This window comes from Oceanispirochaeta sp. M1 (genome assembly GCF_003346715.1).
Classification (GTDB): Bacteria; Spirochaetota; Spirochaetia; order DSM-2461; family DSM-2461; genus Oceanispirochaeta.
Window position 1 is genome coordinate 39,993 of sequence record NZ_QQPQ01000028.1, and the last position, 17,114, is coordinate 57,106.

14 protein-coding genes are annotated in these 17,114 nt (G+C 40.6%); 4 read left to right on the forward strand and 10 right to left on the reverse strand.

Annotated elements, in window-relative coordinates:
• Positions 1 to 46 precede the first annotated feature (46 nt).
• A complete protein-coding gene (locus DV872_RS18095) occupies positions 47 to 2,365 on the forward strand; it encodes an AraC family transcriptional regulator (RefSeq protein WP_114631359.1) in 2,319 nt (772 codons plus the stop codon).
• Between the two features lie 65 nt (positions 2,366 to 2,430).
• Here DV872_RS18095 and DV872_RS18100 read toward each other — a convergent pair whose 3' ends face one another.
• From DV872_RS18100 to DV872_RS18140, 9 genes are all read right to left on the reverse strand, one after another.
• The gene (locus tag DV872_RS18100) at positions 2,431 to 3,702 is read right to left on the reverse strand and encodes a uroporphyrinogen decarboxylase family protein (protein WP_114631360.1); all 1,272 of its coding nucleotides are present in this window, start codon (positions 3,700 to 3,702) and stop codon (positions 2,431 to 2,433) included.
• Positions 3,699 to 4,616: a sugar phosphate isomerase/epimerase gene (locus DV872_RS18105; RefSeq protein WP_114631361.1), complete on the reverse strand. Its 918-nt coding sequence runs from the start codon at positions 4,614 to 4,616 to the stop codon at positions 3,699 to 3,701. The genes DV872_RS18100 and DV872_RS18105 overlap by 4 nt, the downstream gene beginning before the upstream one ends.
• Before the next feature lie 12 nt (positions 4,617 to 4,628).
• The gene (locus DV872_RS18110; RefSeq protein ID WP_114631362.1) at positions 4,629 to 5,765 is read right to left on the reverse strand and encodes a Gfo/Idh/MocA family protein; all 1,137 of its coding nucleotides are present in this window, start codon (positions 5,763 to 5,765) and stop codon (positions 4,629 to 4,631) included.
• A 57-nt stretch (positions 5,766 to 5,822) separates the two neighbouring features.
• Positions 5,823 to 6,785, reverse strand: coding sequence for an ABC transporter permease (locus DV872_RS18115; protein WP_114631363.1), 963 nt, complete (start codon positions 6,783 to 6,785; stop codon positions 5,823 to 5,825).
• Positions 6,782 to 7,780 (reverse strand): ABC transporter permease, encoded by a 999-nt coding sequence (locus tag DV872_RS18120; RefSeq protein ID WP_147283206.1) that lies wholly within the window; start codon positions 7,778 to 7,780, stop codon positions 6,782 to 6,784. Before DV872_RS18120 ends, DV872_RS18115 begins: the two co-directional genes overlap by 4 nt.
• Complete coding sequence (locus tag DV872_RS18125; protein ID WP_114631365.1) at positions 7,746 to 9,233, reverse strand: sugar ABC transporter ATP-binding protein; 1,488 nt, start codon at positions 9,231 to 9,233, stop codon at positions 7,746 to 7,748. Before DV872_RS18125 ends, DV872_RS18120 begins: the two co-directional genes overlap by 35 nt.
• A gap of 82 nt (positions 9,234 to 9,315) precedes the next feature.
• Entirely contained in the window at positions 9,316 to 10,353 is a 1,038-nt protein-coding gene (locus DV872_RS18130) for an ABC transporter substrate-binding protein (RefSeq protein ID WP_199563511.1), read from the reverse strand.
• Between the two features lie 49 nt (positions 10,354 to 10,402).
• Entirely contained in the window at positions 10,403 to 11,515 is a 1,113-nt protein-coding gene (locus DV872_RS18135) for a Gfo/Idh/MocA family protein (RefSeq protein ID WP_114631366.1), read from the reverse strand.
• Positions 11,516 to 11,522: 7 nt separating this feature from the next.
• Complete coding sequence (locus tag DV872_RS18140; protein ID WP_199563512.1) at positions 11,523 to 12,629, reverse strand: Gfo/Idh/MocA family protein; 1,107 nt, start codon at positions 12,627 to 12,629, stop codon at positions 11,523 to 11,525.
• Between the two features lie 169 nt (positions 12,630 to 12,798).
• Between DV872_RS18140 and DV872_RS18145 the strand changes: the two genes are divergently transcribed.
• The 3 genes from DV872_RS18145 (at position 12,799) to DV872_RS18155 (ending at position 14,709) form a co-directional block, all read left to right on the forward strand.
• Positions 12,799 to 14,025, forward strand: a complete 1,227-nt coding sequence (locus tag DV872_RS18145) for an ROK family transcriptional regulator (protein ID WP_114631367.1) — start codon at positions 12,799 to 12,801, stop codon at positions 14,023 to 14,025.
• Between the two features lie 148 nt (positions 14,026 to 14,173).
• Positions 14,174 to 14,392 (forward strand): type II toxin-antitoxin system CcdA family antitoxin, encoded by a 219-nt coding sequence (locus DV872_RS18150; protein ID WP_158547042.1) that lies wholly within the window; start codon positions 14,174 to 14,176, stop codon positions 14,390 to 14,392.
• Complete coding sequence (locus DV872_RS18155; protein ID WP_114631369.1) at positions 14,392 to 14,709, forward strand: CcdB family protein; 318 nt, start codon at positions 14,392 to 14,394, stop codon at positions 14,707 to 14,709. The genes DV872_RS18150 and DV872_RS18155 overlap by 1 nt, the downstream gene beginning before the upstream one ends.
• A gap of 211 nt (positions 14,710 to 14,920) precedes the next feature.
• Here DV872_RS18155 and DV872_RS26645 read toward each other — a convergent pair whose 3' ends face one another.
• A complete protein-coding gene (locus DV872_RS26645) occupies positions 14,921 to 16,972 on the reverse strand; it encodes a methyl-accepting chemotaxis protein (RefSeq protein WP_158547043.1) in 2,052 nt (683 codons plus the stop codon).
• Between the last annotated feature and the right edge of the window lie 142 nt (positions 16,973 to 17,114).

The window sequence follows — 17,114 nt, forward strand, 5'->3', positions numbered from 1 at the left end:
CTATCGTTGTTTTATTCATGATAGAATTCCACGAAAGGAGGGATAAATGAAAAAGCATAAAATTATTCACAGGTTTCTTATTTCCTACCTTTTATTTCTTCTGATTCCAATCGTTTCATCAGTTTTAATATATATGAGCACTGCGAAGATGGTCGAATCCGATATCATTCTTTCAAATAAGCAGTTCCTTGAGGACAGTATAGAGATACTGGATAAGGAATTAGCAAATATTGACTACACAATTAATCGTTTGATAATGAACAACGATGTAAATTCATTTTTGAATACAGAAACCCCTTCTTCGGGATCATCCGATTTCTTCAAAGTGATGCTCGCCTCTTATGAAATTCACTCTTATACAATCAACACAGATTTTATTAAAGAATTGCTGGTATATTCCCGTGCAAACGATTTTATAATTACAACCGAAAGAGTTCATACCGAGATTAAAAATGATTACGATTATTTTTTTAAATTTGGAGATCTTACATATGAACAATGGAATAAGGAAATATTAAACTCCTATCACCACTACTCGTTTCTTCCGGCAATAAATGTTTTTTTTGCGGGTAACGTTCACGAAGTTATTCCATTCATACAGTCTGTTCCCTTTTTCAGCCGAAAGCATTTCAAGGGTAATATTATGGGCTTCATTGATGTTGAAAAACTGGGAGTTCTCCTTATGAGACTAAATCGGGAAGAAATGGGCTGCGTATATCTCTTTAACAGCAGTGACTCATTGCTGGCTACATTTGGAGATACAGAACTAAACCTGGATCCTCTGGAATTATTATCCAGTGAAAGAACCTCCATTGAAAACCTTAAAATTGAAAACAGAAAATGGCTGATTTCTCAAACAACATCGAAAATAGCCGGCTTTAGAATATTATCCATTTTACCCTCGACCTACATCGATCAAAAGATTTCATATATTGAGAAAATAATTTTAACAATAACTGTTTTCTTATTAATTCTGGGAACACTATCCGCCCTCTATCTCAGCTATAGAAATAGTAAACCGGTATTGGAATTATCAGATATCGCCAGGAAACAATTGGATAATATCAATTGTGGGGGCAATGATCTCGATATAATAAAAACCGGTATGACAAACCTCATTCAGAGTAATAAAGAATTGTTTGATTACAAAAAAATGCAGATACCACTTAGCAGAAACTCATTTCTTGAAAAGTTGCTGAACTGTAAAAATAGCTTTTCAGGCAATATGGATGCCATGTTGAAATATAATGAAATTGAACTCGGCAATCCTCCTTATAATGTAATTCTGATTTTCATAGAAGGTTACGGACCACACCTCAATGATGAGATTCTTGCCGAAAAAGATCTTGTAAGGATTGTTATTATCAATACTTGGAAGAATATTTTCTCAGAGAAGGGATACTTTCTACAGATTGATACAGAACATATCGTTTGGATTTATGGTGAATCAGAGACTCAGCAATTGAAAAAAAATATGACCCAACTTCATTCGAGGCTGAAGCTGGACAACAGCATAAATATCCTGTTGTCACGCGGTCGATCCCAGAAAAAAATAAATGACATATGTAAATCTTATCAGGAGGCCTCTCAGGGAATGGCTTATATGCTTACAATAGGTAAGGACAAGCCCATATGCAATTTCGATGAACGACCCCAAAGGTCCGATGTGTTCCTATACAATATTGATCTTGAATCCCGATTGATACTTTACATCAAAACAGGTCAAGTTAATGAAATGAATGAAGTTCTTGATGTAATATATAGGGAGAACTTTGAGAAGAGAAACCTTTCAGTTTTTATGATGAATCAGCTTCTCAAAACACTCCAGAATACGTTGATAAGAGTTAATGAGAAATATCAGGATAATAACAAGAGTACCATTGATACACACACAATATCATCACCGACATCAGCCATTGAAAAATTTAATATAATTAGGGAACTGTTCACCCGGCTGGTACATAAAGTAACAGAACTGAACAACACAGAATTGCAAAATCTAAAAGAAACAATCCTGAAATATATTGATAAAAATTACTCAGATCAGAATCTTAATCTGGATGCTGTTGCAGATCAATTAGGCTATAAGGAATCCTATCTGTATCATTTTTTTTATGATTCATTCGAACAGTCATTTGCTTCATATCTTGAATCTCTTCGTCTGACAAAAGCCTGCGAATTACTCAAAACCAGAAGCAATACAATCGATTCGATAGCAGAAAATACAGGGTATGGAAGTGCCCATTCATTCAGAAGGGCTTTCAAAAGGAGATTCGACGTTTCTCCCACCATATATAAAAAAAGTCTGCTGATTCCATCTGGAAAGACAGATTTTCAAGTCACAAATGTGCTTGATATTTTCTGATTACAGGGCTGATTTAATACACTTATATTTGGAGGCATTATTTATTAATATCTGCCCAACAAGGGCTATTCATTCAAAGAATTATTAAAAATTCTGTTGTATTCATTCAAACCGTCAATCATCGCAATAAAGTTTTCAACAGGTGTTTCGGCTTGAACATTATGAACAGCATTAAAAACAAAACCGCCTGATTCCGAAAAGATTCTGCACCCTTCCAGAACTTCTTTCCTGATATCTTCAGGGCTGCCGAATGGAAGCGTCTGTTGAGTATCCACTCCACCGCCCCAAAAGACCACATCTCTGCCGTAATCAGATTTGAGTATTCGTGGATCCATTCCCTCTGCAGAGATCTGCACCGGGTTGATCAGATCAAAGCCCGCTTCAATAAATAAAGGATAAAATGAAGAAACCGCCCCGCAGGAGTGTTTAAACACTTTCCAGTGCGTATTCTTATGAATCCAGTCAGTCATTTTTTGATAGTAGGGCATCCAGAGTGCCCTGAATGTATCGGCCGAACAGAATGTTGAATTCTGGGTACCGAAATCCGTTCCACAGAGATAAATTGCATCAAAGGCTGTACCACTGCACGCAAAAGCCATCTTGAGATTTTCCAGAGCAATATCAGACTGTTTTTCAAATATTTCATGAATATAATCAGTACGGATGACCGTGGACATATACCACTCCGTAATATCACGAATTCCCTTTGGATTCTTCAGGAAAGGTGCCGGAATAAGAGCAATGTCACCAAGTGAAGTCCCACCAAGATTAGCCAGGACATAACGATCCAGATCTCTGACTCTATCCGCCTCTTTGCTTACATAGTCCATGTCTTCCGGTCCCCAGAGTCCGAATTCCTCAAGATTATCCATAGGCTTCAAATTATCCTCATCAAAAGTACCCTGGCGGATAATACTGTCAAAGAAATAGGAACTGGCCGGCATTCTACCGCTGGGTTTGGAAGCTCTGTCCCCTTCTGGATAAATAAGAATATCACCGTTATCTTCAACATCAGTGTTGAACTTGCCGGGAACGAGCACTTCCTGATCCCAGGGAGTTTTCCACTCTTTCCAATCTTCATTGGCAAAACCGAACATTCCGTTCCTGGGGGCTACCGATTCAGTTTCGATCCCTAAAATACCTTTCAACTCTTCATCAACTTCACCGAGCATCTGATAGGATTCAACTATTTTAACGGGTTTATTCTCCAGTCCGAAATGTTGACGCAGATCTCTTATGACACTGCAGTGAATACCCGTTGTCGGTCCTGATCCGAAATCCAGAGGGATTTTCCCTCCCTGATGCTCTATTGTATTTATAAATTCTTTCTTACTCATGCTATAAAATTCTTCAGGTATCTGTATGAGAGCTCAAGAGATTTGATTCGTGCTGCATCGCTTCCCTCAAAGACCCGGTCTTCAACTTCTACACAAACCGGTCCATCATATCCCGTATCTCCCAATATCGAGAAGAAACGGCCCCAATTGATTTCTCCGGCTCCCGGCAGTTTAGGAGTATGGTATTCCAATGGATTGGCCATAATCCCAACGCGGTTCAAGCTGTGACGGTCTACCCTGACATCCTTGGCATGAACATGGAATATTTTCTCAGAAAAGTCCCGCAAAGGAGCTTCATGATCCATCTGCTGCCAGACGAAATGGGAAGGATCGTAGTTTAATCCGAAGTAATCAGAGGGAATATCATTGAACATTCTTTCCCAAATAACCGGAGTAGTTGCAAGATTTTTCCCACCGGGCCACTCATCGTCTGTAAAGAACATAGGACAGTTTTCGATTCCAACTTGTACTTTAAACTCTTCCGCTACTGATATGATGTCTTTCCAGGTACTGAGAAAACGGGGCCAGTTATCCTCCACAGATTTTGTCCAGTCTCTACCGACAAATGTATTTACTTTGCCAATACCCAGTCGGGCAGATCCCCGTATGACACTTTTAATGTGATCTACCGCCTGTTCAGCAGCGTCCATGTCGGGATCAAGGGGATTGGGATAATAACCCAGAGCGCTGATACTGACCCCTTTTGCCCGGCATTTTTCCTGAATACGGCTAATCTCTTCATCATTCAGGGTATCCATATCAATATGGGAAATTCCTGCATATCTTCGTTCGGCCTTTCCTTTGGGCCAGCACATTACTTCGACACAGGAGTAACCGATTTCTGAGGCCTTATCTATTACAGCATCAAAATTTAAATCTGGTACGATGGCAGATGCAAATCCTAATTCAATCATTTTATCCTTCCTTTATTTATTGATTTTTATCCATCTGGATTCCCGGGCACTCTTTAATATTGCATCACAAAGAAGCATTTCTTTATGACCGTCTTTAAAGCTGGGGTGAGGAACGGGGGGATTATTCTCGAGTATGGCATCATAAAAAGCCTTAAAGCACTGCTTATGACTATCAGGAAAACCTTCTGCATGACCTCCGGGATAGCTGGTAAAGTAATTAGCTTCTTCTGACTGTAGAGCGGGATTTTTGATCAACCTACTGTTCATCTCATCTCTTTTACCGATCCAGAGACTGTTGGGAGACTCGCCATTCCATGCGATTGTCTCTTCAGCACCGCAGATTTCATAGCTGATCCTGTTTTTTCTTCCTGCCGCAACCTGAGAAACCCTGAGACTTCCGCGACTGCCGTCGGTGAAGCGGATAAGCACATTTCCACCGTCTTCCGTATCAATCTGAACTTCTTCAAGGTTTGATGCTTTTTTATTGGAGAATGTTTCCACTTCTCCCACAGGACGCTCTCGGACAGGATGAATTGTATATAGATCCGCGCAGACAGAATCGATTGTTTTGCCTGTTATGAAACAGATCAAATCCAGCCAATGTGTACCGATATCGCCGATAGCCCTGAGAGGGCCGCTGACATCGGATAGTACGCGCCAGTTGTAATCAGTCTTCTCCAGAAGCCAATCCTGCACATAGGCGCCATAGATTTCATGGATAGCTCCCATTTTTCCGGCGCGGATTTTTGATTCGATGTTAAGGGGATAATAACGAATGTTGTAGTTCACCCCGGTGATCAAACCGCTGTCTGAAGCTATTTCAACCAGGCGGGCCGATTCAGATGAGTTCATGGTCAGTGGTTTTTCACACATCACATGTTTACCGCTTCCCAGGCATCTTTTTGTCTGTTCAAAATGAAATTTATTGGGAGATGTAATATGGACAGCGCCAATTTCATCATCCTTAAGAAGATCATCCAGAGAATCATATCCTACCCCGAGTCCCAGGGCTTCAGCGGCTTTTTTTGACTTTTCAGGACTGCTTCCCAATACACCTTTGATCGTTATTCCCAAACGTCTCAATGCCTCTATATGAACGGGACCTATAAATCCGCATCCTATTACCGCTACGCTTTTATCATAAGTCATAGTTGATGATCTCCTTAATAAAATTACTCATTTACTTTCAATTACCGGCTCTTTATATTACTGGCGCAGCTTGGTTTCCCGTGCATAGGCAGTCAATAGAACCAGGAGTGTTATTCCCATAACAATTTCTCTTCCCCACGGTGGAATGCTCTGAACAGTCAGAAAGCTCTCGAGAAACTGCAGCAGAATACAACCGACAGCCACGCCTAGGTAACCGCCTTTCCCACCCGCAAGAGAGACCCCTCCCACCACAACTGCAACAACAGAAGAGAGATTATATTTATTTCCAAGAGAGATATTATAGATTGATCCCAGATATCCCAGGTACAGGAATCCGGCTAGACCGGCAAGCATGGAACTCAGTCCATATGTGAGGATTCTGATCCATTTGACATTCACTCCCGACAAACGTGCTGCTTTACTGTTGCTGCCCATAGTGTACAGGCTCATTCCAAACTGCGAATTTCTCTGAAACAAAATGAACAGGATGGTAAATAGAATCCAGATATAAACAATACCGGGGATGCCCAGAAAACGCCCTGTGACGACCATAAGCATAAAAGGGGTTGCCCCTTTTACAGCAAGTCCCCCCGTTATAAAACGACTGATCGATTCAACAACAATCCCCATACTGAGAGTCATAATAAGAGGGGGAATTCCAATAAGAGTCACTCCGATGCCGTTCAGTAGACCAACAGAAAATGTAGCTATCATAACCACCGCAAAAGCCGTAAGAACACCTGAATCCATACCATTGGCTATGGCTCCGCCTATAATGGCTCCCAGAGTAACAACTTTACCAACAGAAAGATCAATCCCTCCCTCTCCGGATAGGACTACCAGGTTCTGCCCGGCGGCTACGATTCCCAGGAATGAAGCAACAGTCAGCATATTAATAATCTGAGAAAAACTTGCAAATCCGGGAGCTCTCATCTCGCCGATGATCAGCAGAAGAACTGCGATGCCGGCGGCTATGACTGTAGGATTTTTAAGTCTGGATAATATATTATTAGAACTCATTTATCTCTCCTGCTCAAAGACCGAGCCAGCAAAGATCCGAAGGATAGAGCAAGAATAATAATGACTCCCTGCATCAACTGCTGGTATTTAACATCTATACCATAGAAAAAAATGACATCATTTATCAGGCGGGTTATGACTCCACCAAAAAGACTTCCAATAGGGCTTCCGAATCCTCCTGAAAGACTCGCTCCTCCGATGGCAGCGGAGCTGATGGCTTCAAGTTCATAGCCCGTACCCGCAAGAGGACTCCCTGAAATAGTCTCGCCGATAATGGCCAGGGTTGCCAGAGAAGTAAAAAATCCGCAGATCCCGTATGCCATGACTTTTTTTGAATTTACATTAACACCGGACTCAAAGGCGGCCATTGTAGATCCTCCAACAGCTTTGAGTTCTGTGACCGTCCCTCTCTTCAGCAGAAAGACATACAGAAGTATAGAAAAACCAAGTAAGTACACAGCAACCGGAATATATAGGAATTTACCTGAAAAAAAATGGTAAAAACTCATGGGAACCTGACCTCCCGGTTCTCCCATAACTGCCAGAGCCAGACCTCTCCAGATGACTCCCGTTGCATAGGTTGTAATAAGAGCCTGAAGTCTCAGCCTGGTTAAAATTAATCCATTAATTATCCCTGCGGCGGTTCCCACAAGAAGGCCGACAGATACGGCAATGATGATCCCCAGCATAGATCCTTCAAAATACATCACCAGCTGAACAACAATAACATTTACAAGGGCAATCATAGTTCCCTGGGAAAGATCGATACCCCCTGTTAGAATGACAAAGGTCTGCCCGAAGGATGCAAATAATAATGGCATCCATGACTTCAGCTTTACTGTCAGAGAAGCAATTCTCAAATATTTCGGATTACGAATTCCCAAGAGGATCATAAGAATTATTACAATCACAATTCCCAGTAAATAGGGAGTCTTCCGGAAGCGTTCCTTCCAATCTATTTTAAGCCATTGCGGCTTTATAGAGTTCGTATTCACTTAATCTTTCCCCACTGAGCTCATCAACAATTCTGCCTTCATTCAGAACCAGGACCCTGTCTGCATTCTTCAGGATTTCCTGATCTTCCGAGGAATTCCAAAGGATTGAAACTCCTGCATCACAAAGTTCTTTCATCAAGGTATAAAGCTCTTCTTTAGTTTTTATATCCACCCCTTTTGTGGGGTCATCCATCAGTATTATCTTGGGATTGGTCATCAGCCATCGGCCAATTATAACCTTCTGCTGATTTCCACCGCTCAGATTTGAGATGGAATGATCCAGACTGTCATAGACAAGACCGAGTCTTTCCAATATAGGCAGAACTGATATCTTTAGTGTTTTTCTACTGAAAAAAAGGAACCCCTTTTTCCTAATATGAGCCAACACTGTATTTTCCAGAATTGATCTGATCTGAAATACACCGTATTTTTTTCTATCGCCGGAGATATAAGAAAAACCGTCCCGTATACAGTGACCGGGAGATTTTAATCCCATAAGTTTATTATCCAGCAAGACCTCCCCTCTAAAATCAGGAGAGTTCCCGAAAAGAGTCAATAGAAGTTCAGACTGTCCCTGTCCCTGCAGTCCACTCAAACCGAGGATTTCTCCTTTCTTGAGAGAGAGATTTATATCTTTCAAGCCCTGGGCACTGAGGTTTTTAACTTCAAGAAGTACATGATCACTGATCTCTCTCTCCTCTTTTTGAGAAGATGAAAGTTCTTCACCCACCATATGAGTGACAATTTCATCATGTGTTGTTGATTTCAAATCTACAGTGGCGACGGTTACACCATTTCTTATGATGGTGGCTCTATCGCCTATCTCGAAAAGCTCTTTCATTTTATGTGAGATAAGAATGATGGAACATCCTTTATCCCTCAACTCTCTGACTATGTCAAAAAGGATCTCTACCTGTGCAGCATGGAGTGATGAAGTCGCTTCATCAAGAATAATGACCTCCGGTTCCCGGATAAGGACCTTTAGAATCTCAACGATCTGCCGTTCATCCGCAGACAGGTGGGTCACAGGAGTTTCAGGGCCAATATCCTGAGAAAGGACATCATTGAAGCGACTGAGAGCCTTTTCACAGATCTCTTTCTGAGATATTGAATCGACAAAACCCAGGGTTCCCTGATTTTGACTCCCCAGAAACATATTTTCCTGAACAGTTAAGTCAGGAACAAGACTCAATTCCTGAAATACTACGGCAATCCCCGCTTTACGGGCTTCCGCCGGACTTGTAAGTTTAAGAGTCTCGCCTTTATAGAAAATCTCGCCCCCGTCTTTTTCAAGGGCACATACAATAATTTTACTGAGGGTACTTTTACCGCAACCGTTGGCTCCTACAAGAAAGTGAATTTCGCCCTTATTAAGAACAAAATCTCCTTGACTGAGGGCTTGCACCCCCCCGAACCTTTTAGTTACACCTCTGAGCTCTAACAGTGGAACCATGTTATACCTATCCTGAGAATATGTATCCCGGAGAATACTTTCAGTATCTCCGGGAACAATAATTTACGCTAATAGAAATCTCTTATTTAAAATAAGCAGCAGCCTGGGCCTCTGTAAGATGTCCGTCAACAGCAAAGTAATCGGGATAGTCTTTATAGGCATTGTAGACTGTATCGAAGTTAATATTTGTCACAACTGTGGGGACAGGAACATAAATTGTGTTTCCATAGGCACCTTCAAAGATTCCATCCTTGAATTCCTTTCCGGCCAGCATCTGCATTCCTACAAAGAATGCGGAAGTCATTGCTCCCGGAGGATTGGCAACACCAATCATATCCAGTTCTTCCTCTTTCCACATTTTCAGGAAGTCAACTCTGGCTTCACCAGTTGAGAATATGTCATCTCTTCCGGCAGCCTGAATAGCTCTGAAAGCACCGGCAGCCATACCATCCTGAACCCATACACCATTGATATCAGGATATGTAGCAAGCATATCAGCCATGGCAGCCTGACCTTTTGCATTATCCCAGTCGGCATTGACTTCATTGAGGATTTTTATATCGGGATAAGAATTAAATACTTCTGTATACCCTTTAACACGGGCTGAATTGGCAGGGTGTCCGGCAAAACCGTTTATACATACAACATTACCATTTCCACCAAGTTTTTCAACAAGCCAGCGGGCGGAAATTGCTGCCCACTCTTTCTGATCAATAGCAACATTGACGGCATCAGGAGATGATAATTCTGTATCTGTCCCGATAACAATGACTCCCTGGGATTTAGCTTCAGCGATAACAGGGGTCAAAGCAGTGGCATCTGCAGGATTTACAAGAATTAAATCTGCACCGCTGGAAATCAGGTTTCTGATCTGATCGATCTGACCTTCAGTGCTCACATCAAAACTCTGAACAATGATCTCTTTAATCAGTCCCTGATCAATATAAGGCTGGGCAGCAGCTTTTACATCATCCACCATCTGAGTACGCCATTCACTTCCAACCCAGGCATTACTGATACCGATAGTATAACCTTCTCCATCTTCACCCTGTCCTCCGGCAAAAGCGGAAAGACTACCGATCAGCATCATCACACACAGAAATAACAGACTTCTTTTCATAAAGATCTCCTTTAACAATATAATTAACCCATTCCAACGGATAGGGAATTCACTTAACTATAGACAGACCGGACTCATAGGGATCAACGGGGCGACCTGTCTTGGCACTTTTAAGAGCCGCAAAACAAAAACGGAGACTGAGGAGATTATCCGCAGCATTATTTGAAGGCTCCCTGTTCTCCTCGATTCCACACAATAGTTCACCCATGGAACCGACAAAGCCATCTGGAAACCAGCTTCCCTTCAATTCGGGAGTGGCCTGACCGGATTCACAGCTGAATGTTACTTTTTGTGATAATAAATCCAGACCAACGCTTTCAACCGTTCCCCGGTTTCCGATGACAAGAGTTCTGTCTTCCTGACCGTAACGGGTCAAAGCATTGAAATCGATGGATGCCTGTCCCCCTTCATAATCAAAGATAACAGAAGATAAAAAGGGAGGTTTTACATCCTGACCTGCAGCAAAAGAAGCTTTTGCATAGATTGAATTTACCTTTCGCCCTTTCAGAAAACAGGCAAGCAGATCAAACCAGTGGATTCCGAAATCATAAAGTATTAAAAAATGAATATCCTCAAAAGGAGTCCCCTTAGTCCAGGTATGATCCCAGGATATTGAATGACGGATCGCCTGAATATCACCCAGGGCTCCCTCATCTATCAAACCTCTTATATAGGAATAATGGGGAGACCATCGCCCGTTCTGGTTCACTGCCAGTTTTATACCGGCATCCCTGGCTTTAGCGACGATTTCCTCCCCTCTCGCGATATCCGTAACAAAAGGCTTTTGAGACAGGATATGTTTTTTTCTGTTGATAAAGGGTTCAAACATCCTATCCCTTACCCTGGGATGAACAGCCAGATCAACCACATCTATCTCATCATCATTAATCAGATTCTCCCAGTTCTCTTCAATTCTTGAGCTCAGGTTAAATCTATGTTTAGCCCCTTCAGCCTTTTCACGGTTAACATCACAGAGTACCGAAATATTCCATCCGGCTTTTGTATAGGCAATCAGATGCTGTTCTGATATCCCGCCGCAGCCGATAAGTGCTATTGAAGGTTTATAATGACGGGGCTTGGGAGGCATATATTCAATTAGAGGAGCCTCAAATCTTTTTGTGCTCCCGACTTTTCCTAAACCATAACTCTCGTTATCTTCCATATCGCACTTACCCTATGAGATCCATAGTTCTCTTTGATTTTGCAGATATAAAAGCTGTGTCAACTATCTGCTGTCCTATCCGGGCCATTTCTATTGAGAGGGGTCCCTCAATGGAAAGACTGTTCTGGATACAGTGAATCATATAGGCCACGGGATTATGAAAGGGAGCTTTCAGAGAATCGGCGGAATACTCTATCCCTTCGGGGTGTGTCCGGGTCTGAACCCGTACAGTTTTTTCAAAATCAAAACTGCTGATTGTCCCCTCGGTCCCTACAAGATAAAACCCGCATTTAGGCTGAGGTTGATAGACCCAGGGATCAGTAAAAGTGCCCCACCTGGTCTCAAATTTTGAAAGACCGTATTCAAAACGGGCTGTCGTAATGCTGTGTTCATCGACCTCAAGTCCTTCAGTCTGAAATGTTGAAGAACTAACTTCCAGAGGTTTAGCCCCGCCATGATACCAGGCACCCAGGGTCGTTCCATAACCAAGGTAGTCAAGGAGTGACCCTCCGCCGAATTCTTTTTTATAGAACCAGCTTTTGGTCTTCCCTCTCTCCACTTCTTCTGCACTTGTTTCAACCTTATCAGCCAGATGCCAGAGAGGCCCCCTGTTTCCATCATAAAAATGGACCTCCCGGATATCTCCGATAAGACCCTGATCGAGGAGCTCCTTTGCTTTAACATGAGGTGGATACCAGGCCAGCGGCCAGTTAACGGCAAAAAGTTTGTTCCTGCCTTTAAGTATATTTATGATCCTGTCAGCCTCCTCCAGAGTAGAGGCGAATGGTTTTTCCAAAATGATATGGACATCATAGGCAGCGATCCGTTCTACCCACAGGGTATGTTCGGCTGTTGGAGGACAAAGTATTACTATATCGGGCTGTGTCTGCTTCATACACTCTTCCCAATCAGTAAAAATTTTATTTTCCGGAATTTTAAAATTCTGAACAGCCTGACCCATCAGTGATTTTTCAGAATGACAGATTCCGCAGATTTCTGCCTCAGGATGTTCAAAAACCATTCTCAAATTATCACCCATATGTAAGTGGGAGAATTCTATTCCTGCTACTTTAATCACATCTATCTCCATTTCACAGTTTTCATGCTGCTTCATTTATCATCCTGTCCAGGCAAGAACGAAGGATTCGTAAGATTTTTTATTCAGCTTATTTTAGAATTATGGTAAAACCTTATTCGTCTTTTGTCAAACACTTTTGTACGACTATCGATCTTATAAGAATTAGGTATTGACTTCCCGGTGATGATCCTTTAATTTAGTTAAAATGAGAAAAACTAGTTATGTATCTCCATCTGCTGATTCGATTATATTCAACATAATAAGGAATGAAGGTTCCATAAATAGAACCGATTTAGTTGCCAAAACCGGTTTTGCTAAATCTACTGTGTCTCTTCAAATCAACAAATTGATAGAAACAGGAATCATCAGGGAAATAAAACCGAAAGAATCTGGAAATACCGTCAGAAAATTACAGATTGAAATCGTTCCTGATGCCGGATACGTCCTGGGTGTATTTTTGGGAGTTCACCGCCTGAGTATCAGTCTTTTCAATCTTAGAATGGAAACAATCAAAGAAGCAGTCTACGACCTTGAATCGATTCTGGATCCCAAGTTCATCAACAAACTTATCATTGAAAAAATAGATTTACTCATCTCCGAAGCCAAAATCATAAAAAAAGACTTATGGGGTATCGGTCTCGGTTTTCCCTTTCCTGTTGATTTTCATCAGGGAATTACAGAAACACCTCCAAATCTACCGCTGTGGCATCAATATCCGATAAAATCCATATATGAAAACCATTTCTCATGTCCTGTACTACTGGATAATGATGTTAATGTAATGGCTCTGGGAGAGGCATATTCGGGAATCGCCCAGGATGAAAATGATTTCATATTTGTAAAAGTGGGTAATGGAATAGGATGTGGCCTTTTCATGGAAGGCAGAGTATACAGAGGTGCAAAAGGGAGTGCCGGAGATATAGGACATATCGCTTTAGACAGGGAAACAAAGCTTTGTCACTGCGGTAATATTGGATGTCTTGAGACAATCGCTGCAGCTCCTGCCATAGCGAAGAAGGGTCTTGAAGTCGCAATGACGGGAGACAGTCCCCTTCTTGAAAAAAAACTTACTGAAAATCATAAGGTGACATCAAAGGATGTCGGTGAAGCTGCCCAGATGGGAGATATGTTCGCTTTGAGAATCATTAAGGAGAGCGGAAAGAATTTAGGTAGTGTCCTGGCTAAATTAGTCATCTTTGCCAATCCCGGAATGGTTGTAATCGGCGGTGGGATCACTAATTCTGGTAATTTATTCCTTTCTGCAATAAGGGAAGAGATTCTCCGGAGAGCAACTCACATCGCTACCATAGACCTGCAGATAAGATACACGGACCTGCAGGATAAATGCGGACCAATCGGTTCAGGCCGTCTGATCATAGAAGACATTTTCTCATCACCCAATTTCACGAAAACAATTGAAGAAAAATTATAAAGGTTTATTTGAATTCTTAAACCACCATGAACCAGAAGATCTCTCCAAGCTGAGATATAACTGGATTCAATAATTCTGAGGGATGTTGATTTCCCTCTCGCTCTATGAATATTTTGACTACACACATTTAATGTGATAATCTATGCACATGAAAACGAGAACAAATGTGAGTATAGACAAGGAATTACTGGAATCTGCAAAGAGTCAGAATATAGTGATCTCAACCCTACTTGAAAAAGCAATAAAAGATGAATTAAAAAAGAAGGCTGAAGAAGACTGGGTCGAAGAAAATAAAGCCAATCTCAATAGATATAATCAGCGCATTACTGAAGATGGTGTATTCAGTGATGAATTGAGGACTTTTTAATGAATCAATTTGATATATTCAGAAATAAAAATCAGAAAAGTTCAAAGGTGGTTCCCTTTCTTATCAACCTTCAATCTGATCCAATGGATCTATTGGTAAGCAGAATTGTTGCACCTCTCAGAAAAGAAGCAGATTATTCAGACCAGAAAATTTCCCGGATTCATATCCCTATAAGTATTGAAAATGAAGAATATATAATATTCATATCAGAATTGGCGGCCGTTCCCCTTGAATTGATGGGTGAGAGAGTCATGAATGCTGCAGCTCTGAGACAAGAATTTACATCTGCCATTGATTTATTGTTTACCGGATTTTAAAACAGGCACCCGCCTCTTCCAGTATTGTACAGACAAGAGTTTTTAGCAGTATTCTATGTAATAGTACTTTTTTATAGGAAAAAATACCCTCTTTGCATCGAACTGTAGCAATCCGGATAGTGGTAGACACAACATATTCCTTATTTAATTAGAATTATATGATTTTTCACAGTTCATGACAAAAGAGATTTTTTACCAAACGTCTGAATATCTAGAACTCAGTAAAGTCTGAATCTTTATTATCCTTTGAATCAATTTGAGTGAGTCTTGTTTCTATGCTCTTTTTTTCATTAATCATTGATTCATGAGTAATATGTTTTTTTTCTGAGTTAGTAGACTGTAGTTGTTCAGTATCTCTATATCGCTTCTTGAGTGTGAAAAAACTCATAAATGAATTCAACTCAACTGCCTGATTATTCATCACCGAAGCAGTATCAGCCATCTCTTCAGATGATGTAGCATTCTGCTGTACTACTTTATCCAGTTGTATAAGTGCTATGTTGATTTGTTCAACTCCGGAATTCTGCTCTTCACTGGCATGGCTGATTTCCTGAACAAGTGAAGCTGTCTCTCTAATTCTTGGAACAAGTTGATTCAATAATTCACCAGCTTTTACTGCAATATTCACAGAAGAAGTAGATAGATTACTAATTTCTGTAGCTGAACTCTGGCTTCTCTCTGCAAGTTTTCTGACTTCAGAAGCGACAACAGCAAATCCTTTTCCTGCTTCTCCTGCTCTGGCTGCTTCAATTGCGGCATTCAAAGCAAGAAGATTAGTCTGTCTTGCAATTTCTTCGATTATTGAAATTTTTTCTGCAATTTGTTTCATAGCGACGACAGCTTCAGCAACTGCTTTTCCACCTTCTTCGGCATCAATAGAAACTTGTTCTGAAATGGATTCTGTTTTTTTTGCATTTTCAGTATTCTGTTGAATATTTGAAGCCATTTGCTCCATAGAAGAAGAGACTTCTTCAGCGGATGCGGCCTGTTCTGAAGCACCCTGACTTAAGGATTGAGCCGTTTTATTTATTTCGCTACTGCTTTGAGTCACTGTTAGAGCTGATTTTCTAACATTCGAAACAATTTCAGAGAGGCTGTCACCCATCAAATGAAGAGTATTTCCCATGATACCAATTTCATCATTGCGGTTTAACTTTAGCTCACGGGTTAAATCACCTTTTGAAACATCTGATGCCATTAATGTGATTTGTTTCACACTTGTAGTGATGCTTCGAATAATAATAAAAACCACAAACATCAGTATTAGCAGAAATCCCAAACCAATAACCACAAAAATACTTATCATACGGTTTACAGTTTGATAGAGCTCATTACGGGCTACACTGAAAGTTACCATCCATTGGCTATCGGTATAACCAATATTAAAAGGAACTCCATATGTGAAGTACAATTTTCCATTATTTTCAACATCAGTTGAAAAAGATTTACCAGATTTAATAGACTGGATATAATCATTCTGATCAATGATATCCTCAACTGATTGACCAAGCCATTCAACATTTTGACTACCTGCAACAATACCATTTTGTGAAAAAATCGTTATATAAGCATCCTCATACTCTTCTATTTTAAGATTTGCGGCCATTTGTGCTATTTCATCAATTGAGACATCGATTCCGGCTATACCAATAAAATTTCCTGATACGTTTTGAATAGGAACTGTAAGGCTTGTCATCAGAACATCAACTCCACCGATTGGATATAGAAAAGGGTCCTGTATTGCTTCACGATTGTTTCTTTTTGGATACTGGTACCAGCCGGAAGAATCCTCTTCATATTCCATTAGAATATCAATAGCACCTTTTCCGTTATCATCGAGATACCAGTAAGGGATATATCTCCCGGTTTCATCATGATGCAATGTGTTTCTGTAAACATCATCCTGCCCATCAAATTGATCCGGCTCAAAAAGAACATATACTCCCAGGTATTTTGGATGATCCTCAATATAGGATTTCAATATAAGATTGGACTCGTCTCTACTGATTTCAATTGTTTTCTGATTTTGAACAATCCCCTGATAAATCGATTTTAAAGATCTTGATTCATCAAGTGGTTCCTGCAGATAATTTTTAACTATCTGTGCATAATTACTAGCTGTTTCTTTAGTGATTATTGCAATATTATCATTAACATTATTAATTGAAATTGTTGAAACCATGATTAAAAGAATTGCTAGAAGAAGAACTGTAATAAAGCCTATAGAAACAGATGTTTTAAATAACAAACCCATTTTTTTCATATTGATCTCCCGACATAAAGTATAGGAGAAAGTTATTCATTTAACTCATGATTCCAATATTTTTATAATAATTCAGAAATCCAATTCTAAAACTGTTTTCTATTAAAGGTCGTTCTATCTCAGTATTCAGACACTCCCTGGG